The 13,617-nt window shown below is 72.7% G+C and carries 12 protein-coding genes; 4 read left to right on the plus strand and 8 right to left on the minus strand.

Annotation, left to right across the window (positions count from 1 at the left end; translation table 11 throughout):
- Positions 1–113: 113 nt before the first annotated feature.
- The 6 genes from pdxS to pgsA all read right to left on the minus strand — a co-directional run bounded on the left by pdxS (position 114) and on the right by pgsA (position 5,416).
- Positions 114–1,028 (minus strand): pyridoxal 5'-phosphate synthase lyase subunit PdxS, encoded by a 915-nt coding sequence (pdxS, locus tag Nocox_RS27620; RefSeq protein WP_020547149.1) that lies wholly within the window; start codon positions 1,026–1,028, stop codon positions 114–116.
- Between the two features lie 119 nt (positions 1,029–1,147).
- Positions 1,148–2,164 (minus strand): DUF3048 domain-containing protein, encoded by a 1,017-nt coding sequence (locus Nocox_RS27625; protein ID WP_026215155.1) that lies wholly within the window; start codon positions 2,162–2,164, stop codon positions 1,148–1,150.
- A 66-nt stretch (positions 2,165–2,230) separates the two neighbouring features.
- A complete protein-coding gene (locus tag Nocox_RS27630; RefSeq protein ID WP_085996070.1) occupies positions 2,231–2,761 on the minus strand; it encodes a hypothetical protein in 531 nt (176 codons plus the stop codon).
- Positions 2,762–2,769: 8 nt separating this feature from the next.
- Complete coding sequence (locus Nocox_RS27635) at positions 2,770–3,900, minus strand: glycosyltransferase family 4 protein (RefSeq protein WP_020547152.1); 1,131 nt, start codon at positions 3,898–3,900, stop codon at positions 2,770–2,772.
- Positions 3,897–4,817 (minus strand): phosphatidylinositol mannoside acyltransferase, encoded by a 921-nt coding sequence (locus Nocox_RS27640; RefSeq protein ID WP_020547153.1) that lies wholly within the window; start codon positions 4,815–4,817, stop codon positions 3,897–3,899. The genes Nocox_RS27635 and Nocox_RS27640 overlap by 4 nt, the downstream gene beginning before the upstream one ends.
- On the minus strand, positions 4,814–5,416 hold the full coding sequence (gene pgsA, locus Nocox_RS27645) for a phosphatidylinositol phosphate synthase (protein ID WP_026215156.1): 603 nt from the start codon (positions 5,414–5,416) through the stop codon (positions 4,814–4,816). The genes Nocox_RS27640 and pgsA overlap by 4 nt, the downstream gene beginning before the upstream one ends.
- Positions 5,417–5,578: 162 nt before the next feature.
- Between pgsA and Nocox_RS27650 the strand changes: the two genes are divergently transcribed.
- The gene (locus Nocox_RS27650; protein WP_026215157.1) at positions 5,579–7,717 is read left to right on the plus strand and encodes an elongation factor G-like protein EF-G2; all 2,139 of its coding nucleotides are present in this window, start codon (positions 5,579–5,581) and stop codon (positions 7,715–7,717) included.
- 147 nt (positions 7,718–7,864) lie between these two features.
- Positions 7,865–9,418, plus strand: coding sequence for a glycoside hydrolase family 10-like protein (locus Nocox_RS27655; RefSeq protein WP_033411224.1), 1,554 nt, complete (start codon positions 7,865–7,867; stop codon positions 9,416–9,418).
- Here Nocox_RS27655 and Nocox_RS27660 read toward each other — a convergent pair.
- Positions 9,405–10,046 (minus strand): TetR/AcrR family transcriptional regulator, encoded by a 642-nt coding sequence (locus Nocox_RS27660; protein WP_020547157.1) that lies wholly within the window; start codon positions 10,044–10,046, stop codon positions 9,405–9,407. The two genes, Nocox_RS27655 and Nocox_RS27660, sit on opposite strands and share 14 nt — an antisense overlap.
- 97 nt (positions 10,047–10,143) lie before the next feature.
- On the opposite strand from Nocox_RS27660, the gene Nocox_RS27665 reads away from it, so the two are divergent.
- The gene (locus Nocox_RS27665; RefSeq protein ID WP_020547158.1) at positions 10,144–11,073 is read left to right on the plus strand and encodes a zinc-binding dehydrogenase; all 930 of its coding nucleotides are present in this window, start codon (positions 10,144–10,146) and stop codon (positions 11,071–11,073) included.
- 104 nt (positions 11,074–11,177) lie between these two features.
- Here the strand turns inward: Nocox_RS27665 and Nocox_RS27670 are convergent, their stop codons facing one another.
- The gene (locus Nocox_RS27670) at positions 11,178–12,518 is read right to left on the minus strand and encodes an aminotransferase-like domain-containing protein (RefSeq protein ID WP_020547159.1); all 1,341 of its coding nucleotides are present in this window, start codon (positions 12,516–12,518) and stop codon (positions 11,178–11,180) included.
- Between the two features lie 90 nt (positions 12,519–12,608).
- Here Nocox_RS27670 and Nocox_RS27675 point away from each other — a divergent pair, with 90 nt between their 5' ends.
- Positions 12,609–13,526, plus strand: a complete 918-nt coding sequence (locus tag Nocox_RS27675) for a branched-chain amino acid transaminase (RefSeq protein WP_246649567.1) — start codon at positions 12,609–12,611, stop codon at positions 13,524–13,526.
- The last annotated feature ends 91 nt before the right edge of the window (positions 13,527–13,617 follow it).

Raw genomic sequence — 13,617 nt, forward strand, 5'->3', positions numbered from 1 at the left:
GCCCGTAGCCTGACCGAGGATCATGGCCGGGTGGTGAACGCCACGCGACACGAAGGAGGCGACATCCTTCGCGGATGCCGCCTCACTCGAAGATTTCCGTCAGCGCCCGGGGGCTACCAGCCGCGCTCGGCCAGGCGGTGCGGCTGCGGGATCTCGTCGACGTTGATGCCGACCATCGCCTCGCCGAGGCCGCGCGAGACCTTGGCGACGACGTCGGGGTCGTCGTGGAACGTGGTGGCCTTGACGATGGCCGCCGCGCGCTTGGCCGGGTCGCCCGACTTGAAGATGCCCGAGCCCACGAACACGCCCTCGGCGCCGAGCTGCATCATCATCGCGGCGTCGGCCGGGGTGGCGATGCCGCCCGCGGTGAACAGCACGACCGGCAGCTTGCCGCTCCTCGCGACCTCGGCGACCAGCTCGTAGGGGGCCTGCAGCTCCTTGGCCGCGACGTAGAGCTCGTCCTCGGGCAGGGAGGAGAGCCGCTTGAGCTCGGCGCGGATGGTGCGCATGTGGGTGACGGCGTTGGAGACGTCGCCGGTGCCCGCCTCGCCCTTGGAGCGGATCATGGCCGCGCCCTCGGTGATGCGGCGCAGGGCCTCGCCCAGGTTGGTGGCGCCGCACACGAACGGCACGGTGAACTGCCACTTGTCGATGTGGTTGGCGTAGTCGGCGGGGGTCAGCACCTCGGACTCGTCGATGTAGTCGACGCCGAGCGACTGCAGCACCCGGGCCTCGACGAAGTGGCCGATGCGGGCCTTGGCCATGACGGGGATGGACACGGCCTCGATGATGCCGTCGATCATGTCGGGGTCGCTCATCCTGGACACCCCGCCCTGGGCGCGGATGTCGGCAGGCACGCGCTCAAGGGCCATGACGGCGACCGCTCCGGCGTCCTCAGCGATCTTGGCCTGCTCGGGCGTGACGACGTCCATGATGACGCCGCCCTTGAGCATCTCGGCCATGCCGCGCTTGACGCGGGCGGTTCCGGTGACGGGGGTGCTTTCTGGCGTGCTGCTGGACACGGTCATCCTCACGGGCTCTCACGGCGGATCGGTTCGTTTGTCAAGCCCATCGTAGGTCCTGCGGGACCCCTCACCCGACATGCCAAGATGTCAGGATTCAGGGCTGTTGTTGTACATGCAGGCGGCTAAGGGATCACGGGCTTGCGGCTGGCGAGCGCCACCCAGACCTGGCCGGGCGCGAAGTTCATCGGCTCGCCGCTCACCGTGGTGAACGTCGTGCCACTGTCCTCGGATTCCCGTTCCCAGCGCGCCTTGAAAGCTTTGCCGTCGCGCAGCACGATCGCCGAGCCCTTGCCGGTGGTGTGCACGAGGGGCGTGTAGCTCTGGTTCTTGTCGTGGAACTGCGAGCGCTCGGTCTTGGTGTACTGGACGACGATCGTCGGCGCGCCGAGCTGCCCGCCCTCGGCGGCCATGTCCTTCTTGCCGTCCTGCCAGATCATCCACAGCTTGCGCTGCTCGTTCCAGGCGAAGGTGAAGCGCGCGGCGGGCCAGCGGACCGTGTACGACTTGCGCTCCACCCCGCCCTCGGCCGGCGCCTCGCCGAAGGTGAAGCCGATGTCGTGGGCCTTGCTCGCCTTGGGCGCCTTGGCCAGGAGCTGCTTGGTGGTGGCGAACAGGTTGTAGGGGGCGAAACGGCCGGGCTCGCGGTAGTAGGCGCCGGGGTTGCGGGTGTCGCCGACGTCCCAGAGGGAGGCCTCGGCGATGAGCGGGAGCATCTTGGTCTGCGCGCCGGAGTAGGAGAAGGCGGGTTTGCCGAACATGGGCGCGATGTGCAGGTCGGAGACGCGCGCGCTGCGGACCGGGCCCACCTTGGCGGGCAGCTTGGAGGAGAAGATGGCCATGAGCCGGGTGAGACCGGCCTCGACCTGCTCGACGTAGACGATGTCGGCGCTCTTCAGCCCGAGCTGCGGCTTGCCGGCCGCGGTGTTCTCGATCTTCACGGCGAGCACCGGCTTCAGCGTGTCGTACGGCTTGCCGGTGAACGGATGCGCCGGCGCCGACTCCTCGGGCTCGGCGCTGGGGGCGGCGGTGGCGGCCTCGGGCGCCTTGCCGGGGGCGGGCTCCTCGCTGGAGCAGGCCGCCATGGGCAGCAGCACGGCCGCTCCGGCCAGCGTGACCGAGATCATCCGGGGTAGCCGCACGTTGAACACTCCTCGCTGCATGCCTGGCGAAACCGGCATGAGCTTACTGCTTCCTCACAAATCTGGTCATTCAGTTGCCATGGTCGCCGGCGGATTGTCATCGATCTCGAAGAAACCGGGGAAGTCCGTGTGGCCCGCCAGCCGCAGCGTCCGCGCCAGCCAGCGGCGCTGCGCCGTCCGCGTGACGGCCACCGCGTTGTTGTAGAAGCGGCGCGCGTAGACCACCTTGGCCACCGCCGCGTCCAGCTCCTCCAGCAAGTCGGCGCCGCCGGGCGACTCCCCCAGCTTCTCCCTGAAGCGCTCCTGGTCCACCGCCGCCCGCAGCGCCCGCGACAGGTCGCTCTCGGCGTGCTCGCGCTCCTCGGGCCCGGCGATCCTGGCCTCGTGCGCCGCCGCGGCCAGCACCAGCGACGTCGCCGGGTCGAGCAGGCGTGAGCCGGCCAGCTCCAGCACCACGGCCCGGCGGCGGGTCAGCGCCGCCTCCATCGACTCGCGGGCCAGCTCCAGGCGGATGTGCAGGCGGTCGAGCCGGCCCGCGCGCCAGGAGACGTAGACCGCGAGCAGCACCACGACAAGGCCCGCGACCAGCACGGCCATGGTCGACGTCACAGGTCCTCCTCCACCCGCCCGGCGCCCGACGCGGTGACCGTCTCGTAGACGCGCACGACGTCGCGGGCCACCGTGGACCAGTCGTACTTCCTGACCGCCCGCAGCGCCTCCTCGGCCAGCGCGGCCCGGCGCTCCGGCGCGTCGAGCAGCGCCCCCGCCTCGCGCGCCAGCGAGGCCGGGTCGCCGTTGGCGAACAGCGCGCCCGCCTGGCCGTCGCCGAGCACCTTGCGGAAGGCCGGGATGTCGCTGGCCAGCACCGTCGCCCCGGACGCCATGGCCTCGGCGAGCACGATGCCGAAGCTCTCGCCGCGGGTGTTGGGGGCGCAGAACACGTCCACCGAATGGTAGGCGCGGATCTTGTCCGCCTCGCTCACCATGCCCAGCACCGTCACCCGGTCGTGGAAGCGCCCGGGGACCCGCTCGTAGACGTCCTTCTCGTCGCCGGGGCCGGCGACGAGCAGCCGCACCTCGGGCCGCTCGTCCGCCAGCGCCGCGAACGCCTCCAGCAGGATCGGCAGGCCCTTGCGCTCCTCGTCCATGCGGCCGAGGAAGCCGATCGTCCGGCCGTCGGGACCCCAGCCCTCCAGCGGCTCGGCCCGAGCGTAGCGGGCGACCGTCACCCCGTTGGGGATGAGCACCGCGTCGCCGCCGAACTGCTCGACCAGGCTCTTGCGGGCCGCGTCGGAGACCGCGATGCGGCCGGTCAGCTTCTCCAGCGCGCTGCGCAGCAGCGGCTCGGCCACCGCGATCGCCCGCGAGCGCGAGAACGAGGCGTGGAAGGTCGCCACGATCGGCCCCTTGGCCGCCCAGCAGGCCAGCACGCCGAGGCTCGGGATCAGCGGCTCATGGATGTGCAGCACGTCGAACTCGCCGGTGCGCACCCACCGCCGCACCCGCGCCGCCGACAGGAACCCGAACGACATCCGGGCCACCGACCCGTTGTAGGGCACCGGCACCGCCCGGCCCGCTCCGGTGACGTAAGGAGGCAGCTCGTCGTCGTCGGCCGCCGGCGCGATCACCGACACCTCGTGGCCCTGCGCCGCCAGCGCCTGGGTCAGGTCGTCGATGTGCTGCTTGACGCCGCCAGGCATGTCCCACGAGTAGGGGCAGACGATGCCGACCTTCATCGGCCGGCCCCGCCCGGCAGGTCGTCCAGCCAGAGCCGCTGCAGCATGTGCCAGTCCTCCGGGTGCTCGGCGATGCCCTTCTCGAAGGCGTCGGCGAGCCCCTGGGCGAGCGCCGCCACCTTCTCCTGCCGGGTGCCCTCCGCCGGCACCGGGAGCTCCTCCTGGATGTGGATGCCCCAGTCGTCGCCGTCGAAGTGGACGATCGCGGGCAGCAGCGCGGCCCCGGTCTGCACGGCCAGCAGCGGCGGCCCGGCCGGCATCTTGGTGGCCGCGCCGAAGAAGCGCACCTCCACGCCGGTCTTCGTCAGGTCGCGCTCGGCCGGCAGGCAGACCACGCCGCCCCTGCGCAGCCGCAGGGCCAGGGTGGCGAAGTTGTGGCCGTCGCCGCCGGTCAGCGGCAGCACCTCCATGCCGAGGCCCTCGCGGAAGGCGACGTAGCGGCGGAACAGCGACTCGGGCTTGAGGCGTTCCGCCACGGTCGTGAACGGGTGGCCCACGTTGACCAGCCACGCGCCGGCCTGGTCCCAGTTGCCCATGTGGGGCAGCGCCAGCACCACGCCCCGGCCGGCCGCCACGGTGTCGTGGATGTGCTCGGCCCCGACGACGCGCGTGCGGCGCACGATCTCCTCGCCGCTCATCCGCGGCAGCCGGAAGATCTCGTGGAAGTAGCGGAAGTACGAGCGCATGCCCGCCCTGGTCAGCTCGCGCAGCTCGGGGCTGCCCGGCTCCAGCCCGGTCACCCTGGCCAGGTTGGACTCCAGCCGGGCCACCGACTTGCCGTGCCTGGCCCACACCCGGTCGGCCAGCAGGCGGAAGACCGCCGCCGTGGGCCGCTCGGGCAGCAGCGGGACGAGTTTCCAGCCGGCCGCGAAACCCGCGGCGACGACCCGGTCGCCGAACGACGTGTCCCCGCTCATCTCTCCCTCGCCTGCTCGTGGACGTGCCACACCCGCTGACCCACCGTGATCACGCTCGCCGCGGCCAGCAGCCACATGCCGGCCGCCAGCACGTACGGCACCCCGAGCCCCGAGAAGAAGGCCGCGACCAGCGCCACGACCAGCCGCTCTGGACGCTCGGCCAGCCCGACGTCGGCCGTGAGCCCGAGCCCTTCGGCCCTGGCCTTGGCGTAGGAGACCAGGGCGCCCGCGACGAGGCACGCCAGCGTGACCGCCGCCATCAGCGTGTCTCCCCGGGAGACGAAATACAAGATCAGGCCGGCGAAGATGGCGGCGTCGGCGACCCGGTCGAGCGTCGAGTCGAGGAACGCGCCCCAGGTGCTGCCCCCCTTGCCGCCGAGCCGGGCGACCACGCCGTCGAGCAGGTCGAACAGCACGAAAACCGTGATCACGAGAGCGCCCCAGGTCAGCTGGCCCATGGGGAAGAAGGTCAGGGCGGCCACGACGGTGCCGAGGGTGCCGATCGCCGTGACGGCGTCCGGGCCGATCCCGCGGCTCACGAGGGCCCTGCCCAGCGGGGTGAGTATCCGGGTCATGGCCGGGCGCAGGAGTTTGAGCATCGCGGTCCGATCGTAGGCCATCACGGACCCAGGCACTTTCTTTGCCCCGCCCCCCTTGTGATATCCGCCACACGGGTATTTGGTGAACACACCGCGTCCATGCGGTTTCCAGCACATTCCGCGGGCGCGGGCCGGACAGAGTTCGACGCGCGGGAGGCTGATGTGGCGGAGAAGAACTCGGGCAACGCCGTGGGAGCCGCGGGCAGGGCACCCGCGGCCGACCGGGCGGACGCTATACGCAATGTCGTGCTGGTCGGCCACTCAGGAGCGGGCAAGACGACCCTCGTCGAGCAGCTGCTGGCGGCGACGGGCACCATCCAGCGCCCGGGGCGCGTGGAGGACGGCAACACGGTCAGCGACTTCGACGAGGTCGAGGTCAGGCAGCAGCGGTCGGTCAACCTGGCCGTGGCGCCGCTGACCCACAAAGGCATCAAGATCAACCTCATCGACACGCCCGGCTACGCCGACTTCGTGGGCGACCTGCGGGCCGGGCTGCGCGCGGCCGACGCCGCGCTGTTCGTCGTGTCGGCCTCCGACGGGATCGACGGGCTCACCCAGATGCTCTGGGAGGAGTGCTCCCAGGTCGGCATGCCCCGCGCGGTCGTCATCACCAAGATCGACCACCAGCGGGCGAACTTCGAGGAGGTGCTCGCCACCTGCCAGGAGATCTTCGGCGACGGCGTCGCGCCCCTCTACCTGCCGGTCATCACCAACGGCCACGTCAACGGGCTCATCGGGCTGCTGACGCAGAAGTTCTACAACTACGCGACCGGCGCCCGCACCGAGAAGGAGCCGGGCGCGGACTACGGGGCGCAGATCGAGGAGCACCGCGGCGGCCTCATCGAGGGGATCATCCAGGAGAGCGAGGACGAGTCGCTCATGGAGCGCTACCTCGAGGGTGAGCCGATCGACGTCAAGGTCCTCATCGAGGACCTGGAGAAGGCCGTGGAGCGCGGCAGCTTCTACCCGGTGGTGTGCAGCGGCCTCGGCGTCGGCACGCACGAGGTGCTGGAGGTGATCACCCAGGGCTTCCCGTCGCCGCTGGAGCACCCGATGCCGGAGATCACCGACCTGTCCGGCAAGCCGGTGCGGGACGTCACCTGCGACCCTGACGGCCCCCTGGTGGCCGAGGTCGTCAAGACCACCAGCGACCCGTACGTGGGCCGCATCAGCCTGGTCCGCGTCTTCTCCGGCACGCTGCGCCCCGACATGACGGTGCACGTCTCGGGGCACGGCCTGGCCGACCGCGGGCACGAGGACCACGACGTGGACGAGCGCATCGGCACGCTGAGCTGCCCCCTGGGCAAGCAGCAGCGGCCGATCCCGAAGGGCGTGGCCGGCGACATCGTGGCGGTGGCCAAGCTCGCGCGGGCCGAGACCGGCGACACGCTCTCCGACGTCGAGCGGCCGCTGCTGATGACGTCCTGGACGATGCCCGACCCGCTGCTGCCGGTGGCGATCCGGGCCAGGTCGAAGGCCGACGAGGACAAGCTGGCGCAGGCGCTCTCCCGGCTGGTCGCCGAGGACCCGACGCTGCGCCTGGAGAACAACGCCGAGACCAAGCAGCTCGTGCTGTGGTGCATGGGCGAGGCGCACACCGACGTGCTGCTCGACCGGCTGTCCAAGCGCTACGGCGTCGAGGTCGAGCGGATCGACCTGCGGGTGCCGCTGCGCGAGACGTTCGGCGGCAGGTGCCAGGCGATGGGCCGCAACGTCAAGCAGACCGGCGGCCACGGCCAGTACGCCATCTGCCACATCGAGGTCGAGCCGCTGCCCTCCGGCGGCGGGTTCGAGTTCGTGGACAAGATCGTCGGCGGTGTCGTGCCGCGGCAGTTCATCCCGTCGGTGGAGAAGGGCGTGCGCGCCCAGATGGAGCGCGGCGTCGTGGCCGGCTACCCGATGGTGGACGTGCGGGTCACGCTGTACGACGGCAAGGCCCACTCGGTCGACTCCTCCGACATGGCCTTCCAGATCGCCGGCCAGCTCGCGCTGAAGGAGGCGGCGTCGAAGGTGCCGACGCTGCTGCTGGAGCCGGTGGACGAGCTGTCGGTGCTGGTGGCCGACGACTACGTCGGCTCGGTGATGTCCGACCTGTCGTCGCGGCGCGGGCGGGTGCTCGGCACCGAGCCCGTCGGCACCGGGCGCACGCTGGTGCGGGCCGAGGTGCCCGAGCTGGAGATCACCAGGTACGCGATCGACCTGCGGTCGATGTCGCACGGCACGGGCGCCTTCACGCGCTCGTTCCTGCGCTACGAGCCGCTGCCGCCGAACCTCGCGAACAAGATGGCGGCGGCCGGGTGAGCCGCGGGGCGGTCTGAGCCGTGGAGCCGGGAGGGCGGATCGGATCCCTCCCGGCCCAGCCATAACAAATCATCACAGAAGCATCACGATTCCATTTCGCGCTTTTGGCCTGATCACCGGCCCCGGGCTGCCAGACTGGGTGGCACTATGCGAACTGGACGCCCACTTTTGGCCGCCGCCGCTCTCGCCGTCGCCACCACCACGGCCGCCTACCTGTTCGGCCCCGGAGCCGGAGAGAGCCCCGCCGCGAGCAAGAAGAAGACGACCACCGCCAGCGCCGCAGCGGCCGCCGCCTGCAAGGCCGATCCGCGCTACCCCAAGCGCCAGTTGCGCGGCCTCTGGATCGCGACCACCACCAACCTCGACTGGCCGTCCAAGGCCGGTCTGTCGCAGGCCCGCCAGAAGGCCGAATACCTCAAGATCCTCGACACCGCGGCCAAGCGCAATCTCAACGCGGTCTTCGTGCAGGTCAGGCCCGCTTCCGACGCGATCTACCGGTCGTCGCTGGAGCCCTGGTCCAAGTTCCTCACCGGCACGGCGGGCAAGGACCCCGGCTGGGACCCGCTGCCGTTCCTCATCGACGAGGCGCACAAGCGCAACCTGGAGTTCCACGCCTGGTTCAATCCCTACCGGGCCGCGTACGAGTCCGACGTCTCCCAGCTCCCGGCCAACCACCCCGCGAGGCAGCACCCCGGCTGGGTCGTCAAGTACGGCGGCCGCCTCTACTACAACCCGGGCCTGCCGCAGGTGCGCGAGCACGTCGTCAAGGTCGTGGACGACGTCGTCAGCCGCTACGACATCGACGGCGTGCACTTCGACGACTACTTCTACCCCTATCCGGGCGAGGGCGGGCAGTTCGCCGACAAGGCCGCCTTCGCCAAGTACGGCAAGGGCAAGAGCCTGGCCGAGTGGCGGCGCGACAACGTCAACAAGCTCGTCGCGGAGGTGGACGAGTCGGTCCACGCCCGCAAGAGCTACGTGAAGTTCGGCATCAGCCCGTTCGGCATCTGGCGCAACAAGGCGCAGGACCCGTCCGGGTCCAACACCTCCGGCATGTCGGCCTACGACTCGATCTACGCCGACGCGCTCGCCTGGATCAAGGCCGGCACGGTCGACTACGTGATGCCGCAGCTCTACTGGCCGCGCGGCTTCAAGGCGGCCGACTACCGCGAGCTGATGCCGTGGTGGGCGGGCGCGGTCAAGGGCTCCGGCGTGCAGCTCTACATCGGCCAGGCGCTCTACCGGGTCGGCGAGGACCAGTCGTGGTCCAAGCCGGGCGAGCTGGCCGCGCACCTGACGCTCAACCGCAAGTATCCCGAGGTCAAGGGCGACGTTTACTTCAGCGCCAAGAACCTGCTGGCCAACCCGCTGGGCGCGATGGACCGCGTCGTCAAGGAGTTCTACAGCCGCCCGGCGCTGCTGCCGATCATGAAGCAGCTCGGCGGCCACGCGCCGGCCAAGCCGGCGGGCGTCAAGGCCGCGGGCACGACGCTGTCGTGGACGCCCTCGCAGGGGGCTCGCGGCTACGCGGTCTACCAGGTGCCGAAGTCCGGCGAGAGCTGCTACGAGACCGACAACCGCAACCTGCTCGCCGTCGTCACGAGCCCGTCCTACACCGCCAAGGGCGCCGGCACCTACCTGGTCACCTCGCTCGACCGGCTCCAGCACGAGAGCAAGGGGACGAGCGTCAAGGTGAGCTGACGCCCGCCGCGCCGCCCTCGCCCGGGACCAGGGTGAGGGCGGCGGGCAGGGCCGCCAGCGCGTCGCGGAGCCGGACGGCCAGGTCGGCGGGGTCCGGCTCGGGGCCGTCGGCCCAGCCCGCCATCGCGACGTGGAACGCCGCGACCAGCATGTCGACCGCCAGGCGGGCGCGCGGGTCGTCGGGGCCGCCGAGGCCGAACCGCCGCCACAGGATGTCCAGGGCGCTTCGCGTGGTGCTCTCGCAGAAGTGCCGGTTGTGGCCGTCCATCGAGGGCGTGCGCTGGGCGAGCGCGTACGCCAGGGCCATCCGCCCGGCCCAGCCCTCCTCCTCGGCGGCGCGCTCCAGCGCCGCCAGCAACGTGTCCCGCTCCATCTCCAGCAGCGTCCGGCCGCCGGGCTCGGCGGACTCCAGCTCCGCGAGGAAGAGCGTCCACAGGTCCTGCGCGGGCGCCATCGCGACGTCCTCCTTGCTGGCGAAGGTGCGGAAGAAGGTGCGCTTGGACACCTCCACCGCCTCGCACAGCTCGTCCAGCGTGACGCCGTCGAAGCCGCGGCGGGTGAACTGCTCCAGCGCGGTGTCGATGAGGGTCTGGCGGGTGCGGAGTTTCTTGCGTTCGCGCAGGGTCACGCGGGAAGCATAGCAGGGGCGAATGTCACTTGCAGGCTTATGCCACTCAGTGGCATAAATGACCGGGACATCCGTTCGCACCACGAGGAGATCTCGCATGCGCGCCTTGCTCGTCGACCACTCCACCGCCTCCGGCCTGCGCCTCGGCGAGACCGCCGACCCCGTGCCCGGCCCTGGCCAGGCCCTGGTCAGGGTCAGCGCCGTCTCGCTCAACTACGGCGAGGTCAGGCACGCCCTCGCCGCCGCGCCGGACGGCGCGGTGATCGGCTGGGACGCCGCCGGAGTGGTCGAACGCCCGGCCGCCGACGGCTCAGGCCCCGCCGCCGGCACGCCCGTCGTCACGCTCGGCAGCGACGGCGGCTGGGCCGAGCTGCGCGCCGTGGACACCGGCGCGCTCGGCGTCGTCCCCGAGGGCGCCGACCTCGGCCCGATCAGCACCGTCCCGGTCGCGGGGGCCAGCGCGCTGCGCGCCCTGCGCAGGATCGGGCCGCTGCTCGGCAGGCGCGTGCTGGTCACGGGCGCCACAGGCGGCGTCGGCCGGTACGCGGTGCGGCTCGCCAGGCTCGGCGGGGCGCGGGTCGTGGCCTCCACGGGCGACCCGCGAGCCCACGGGGACGGGCTGCGGGCGCTGGGCGCGCACGAGGTGGTCGCCGCCCCCGAACTGGTCTCCGGGACGCTGGACGGGGTCGTGGACTGCGTGGGCGGGCCGCAGCTCGTACAGGGCTTCATGAAGCTGGCGCCGCACGGGACGCTGGTCTCGGTCGGCCACTCCGCCGAGGAGCCCGAGGTCTTCCCGCCCGGCGCGTTCTCCGGCGACCAGGGGCGGCACGGGCGCTCGATCGTCACCTTCTACCTGCTGGACGGGCAGCCGCTGGAGGCGGACCTGACGTGGCTGGCCGCGCGCGTCGCCGACGGCGTCCTCGATCCGCACGTGTCGTGGCGCGGCGGGTGGGACAGGGCCGGCGAGGCCGTGAGCGCGCTGCTGGAGCGCCGCCTGCACGGCAAGGCCGTCCTCGACCTCACCTGACGGGCCGGCCCTCGACCGGCGAAGGCCGCTCAGCCGCCGTGGCCGGCCGCAACCGGCGGGGGCCGCTCAACCGCCCTGGCCGGGCCGCAACCGGCGGGGGCCGCTCAGTCGCCCTGGGCGGCCGTCCAGGCGCGGGCCAGGGCCTCGACCGCCTGGTCCAGGAGGGCCGGCGGGAGGGCGAAGCTGAGCCGCAGGCGGTCGCGGTGCCGGCCGTCGGGCGAGAACAGCGAGCCGGGCGCCACCGCCACCCCCTCCTCCCTGGCCGCCACCGCGAACCGGTCGGTGTCCGTGCCGGGCAGCCGCGCCCACACCGACAGCCCGCCCGCCGGCCGCTCCCACGTCCAGCCGGGCAGGCGGGCGGCCAGGGCCGCGGTGAAGTGGTCGCGGCGGCGGGCCAGCTCGGCGAGCCACGGGCCGGGCGGATTGTGGTCGAGGAGGCCGGCGGCCAGCCGCTGGGCCACCGCGCTGGTCGCCAGGTCGGCGTCCAGTTTGGCGTCCACCAGGCGGGCCAGCAGCGGCTCGGGCGCGGCCAGCCAGCCCACCCGCAGCCCGCCCCACAGCACCTTGGACAGCGAGCCGACCGTCACCGTCCCGTACGGGTGCAGCGGGGCCAGCGGCGCGGGCGGCGGCGCGCCGTCGTGCACGAGGGCGGCCAGGGTGCGGTCCTCGACGAGCGGCACGTCCGCCGCGGCGGCCAGCTCGGCGGCCGGGCGCAGGTCGGGCACCGCCCCCGTGGGGTTCTCCACGGCGACGACGTAGACGGCGGCGGGGCGGTGCCGGGCGAGCGCGTCCTCGACGGCGGCGGGCGCGGCCAGGTCGACGGGCACGGCGATCACCCCCGCCCGCCGGAACACGCTGAGCGCCCCGCCGTACGCGGGGTCGCCGACCAGGACGCGCTCGCCGGGACGCAGCAGCACCCGCGCGGCCAGGTCGATGCCCTGCTGCGCCCCGGCGGTGACCAGGACCTCTCCCCCGCCCTCCGGCCAGGCGCCGGCCGCGCCCCCGCGCAGCAGCGCCCGCAGCCGGGGATCGCCCATGGCGTCGTAGCCGTGGCCGCTCGGGGAGCGCAGCAGCGCGGCCGGGTCGAGCGGGGGCACGACCAGGTGGGAGGGGTCGGGCACGACGGAGGTGGACAGGTCGGCCACCACCGCCCCGCCCTTCAGCAGGCCGCCGAACGAGGGCGTGCCCAGCACGTACGTGCCGCTCCCGTGCCGCCGCTCGCACAGGCCCTCATCGCAGAGCGCGTTGAACGCGGCCGCCACCGTGCCCCGGCTGAGGCCGACGGCCTGGGCCAGGTCGCGTTCGGAGGGCAGCCGGTCGCCGGGGGCGAGGGCGCCGGTCTGCGCCAGGTCGGCCAGCGCGCCGGCGAGCCTGCGGCTGGGTGTGCCCCGGTGCAGGCGCAGCCGATCGCGGACGAGTGTGACGAGGTTGTCATCCCTTCCCATGCCACTAGTATCCCGCTACTGTGCCACTCATGAGCCAATTGGCTCATGAACGCCGCCGAATCGCGGCCAATGGGGAAGAGGGTGGGCACAGTGCGCGAAGCCGCGTACATCTGGATGGACGGGGAGCTGGTCCCCTGGGGTGAGGCCCGCGTGCACGTGCTGACGCACGCCCTGCACTACGGCACCGCCGTCTTCGAGGGCACCCGGGTGTTCGCGACGCCGGACGGGCCGGCGGTGTTCCGGCTGGAGGAGCACCTGGCGCGGCTCGCGCGCAGCGCCCGGATGATCGGGCTCGCGCTGCCGTACACGGTGGACGAGCTGCGCGCCGCCACCCTGGAGACCGTCGCCGCCAACGGCCACGCCGCCTGCTACATCAGGCACCTGGTCCACCGGGGCTACGGCGAGATGGGCATCGCCGCGCGCCGCTGCCCGGCCGTCGTCTCCGTCGCGACCTGGGAGTGGCCGCCGCTGCTCGGCACCTCGGGCGTGCGGCTCATGACCAGCTCCTGGCGGCGCAACGACCACCGCGTCGTCCCGGTCGCGGCCAAGGCCACCGGCCCCTACCTCAACTCCGTCCTGGCCAAGGACGAGGCCATGGCCGCCGGCTACGACGAGGCCGTGCTGCTCAACGCCGCCGGGCACGTCAGCGAGTGCACCGGCGCCAACCTCTTCGTCGTGCGCGACGGGCGGCTGCTCACGCCGCCGCCCGGCGCGGGCGCGCTCGACGGCATCACCCAGGACACCCTCGAACGGCTCGCCGCCGGCCTCGGCGTCCCCGCCGTCCGTCAGGACCTGATGCGGACCGACCTGTACGCCGCCGACGAGATCCTCCTGTGCGGCACCGGCGCCGGGGTCGTGCACGTCAGCTCCGTGGACGGGCGGGAGCTCGGCGGCCCGGGGCCGGTCACGGCGAAGCTGGCCGACGCCTACGACGCCGTCACCCACGGCCGCGACGACCGCCACCGCCACTGGCTGACCCCGGTCCCCGCCTCCCGCCCGGCGGCCTGAACCGCCGCCCGGACGACTGCCGGGGATCACCGTCGCGCAAGCGGCTCGCGGCGGGTCCGCGGCATGAGAGGGTAGTCGCGTCCGACGGCGC

It is taken from the genome of Nonomuraea coxensis DSM 45129, from assembly GCF_019397265.1.
Lineage (GTDB): Bacteria > Actinomycetota > Actinomycetes > Streptosporangiales > Streptosporangiaceae > Nonomuraea > Nonomuraea coxensis.

Bases quoted from the DNA above. Each gene is read 5' to 3' on its own strand.
- Nocox_RS27655 (WP_033411224.1), top strand. From the start codon at position 7,865: ATGCGAACTGGACGCCCACTTTTGGCCGCCGCCGCTCTCGCCGTCGCC.
- Nocox_RS27670 (WP_020547159.1), bottom strand. From the start codon at position 12,518: ATGGGAAGGGATGACAACCTCGTCACACTCGTCCGCGATCGGCTGCGC.
- Nocox_RS27630 (WP_085996070.1), bottom strand. From the start codon at position 2,761: ATGGCCGTGCTGGTCGCGGGCCTTGTCGTGGTGCTGCTCGCGGTCTAC.
- Nocox_RS27640 (WP_020547153.1), bottom strand. From the start codon at position 4,817: ATGAGCGGGGACACGTCGTTCGGCGACCGGGTCGTCGCCGCGGGTTTC.
- pdxS (WP_020547149.1), bottom strand. From the start codon at position 1,028: ATGACCGTGTCCAGCAGCACGCCAGAAAGCACCCCCGTCACCGGAACC.
- Nocox_RS27635 (WP_020547152.1), bottom strand. From the start codon at position 3,900: ATGAAGGTCGGCATCGTCTGCCCCTACTCGTGGGACATGCCTGGCGGC.
- pgsA (WP_026215156.1), bottom strand. From the start codon at position 5,416: ATGCTCAAACTCCTGCGCCCGGCCATGACCCGGATACTCACCCCGCTG.
- Nocox_RS27665 (WP_020547158.1), top strand. From the start codon at position 10,144: ATGCGCGCCTTGCTCGTCGACCACTCCACCGCCTCCGGCCTGCGCCTC.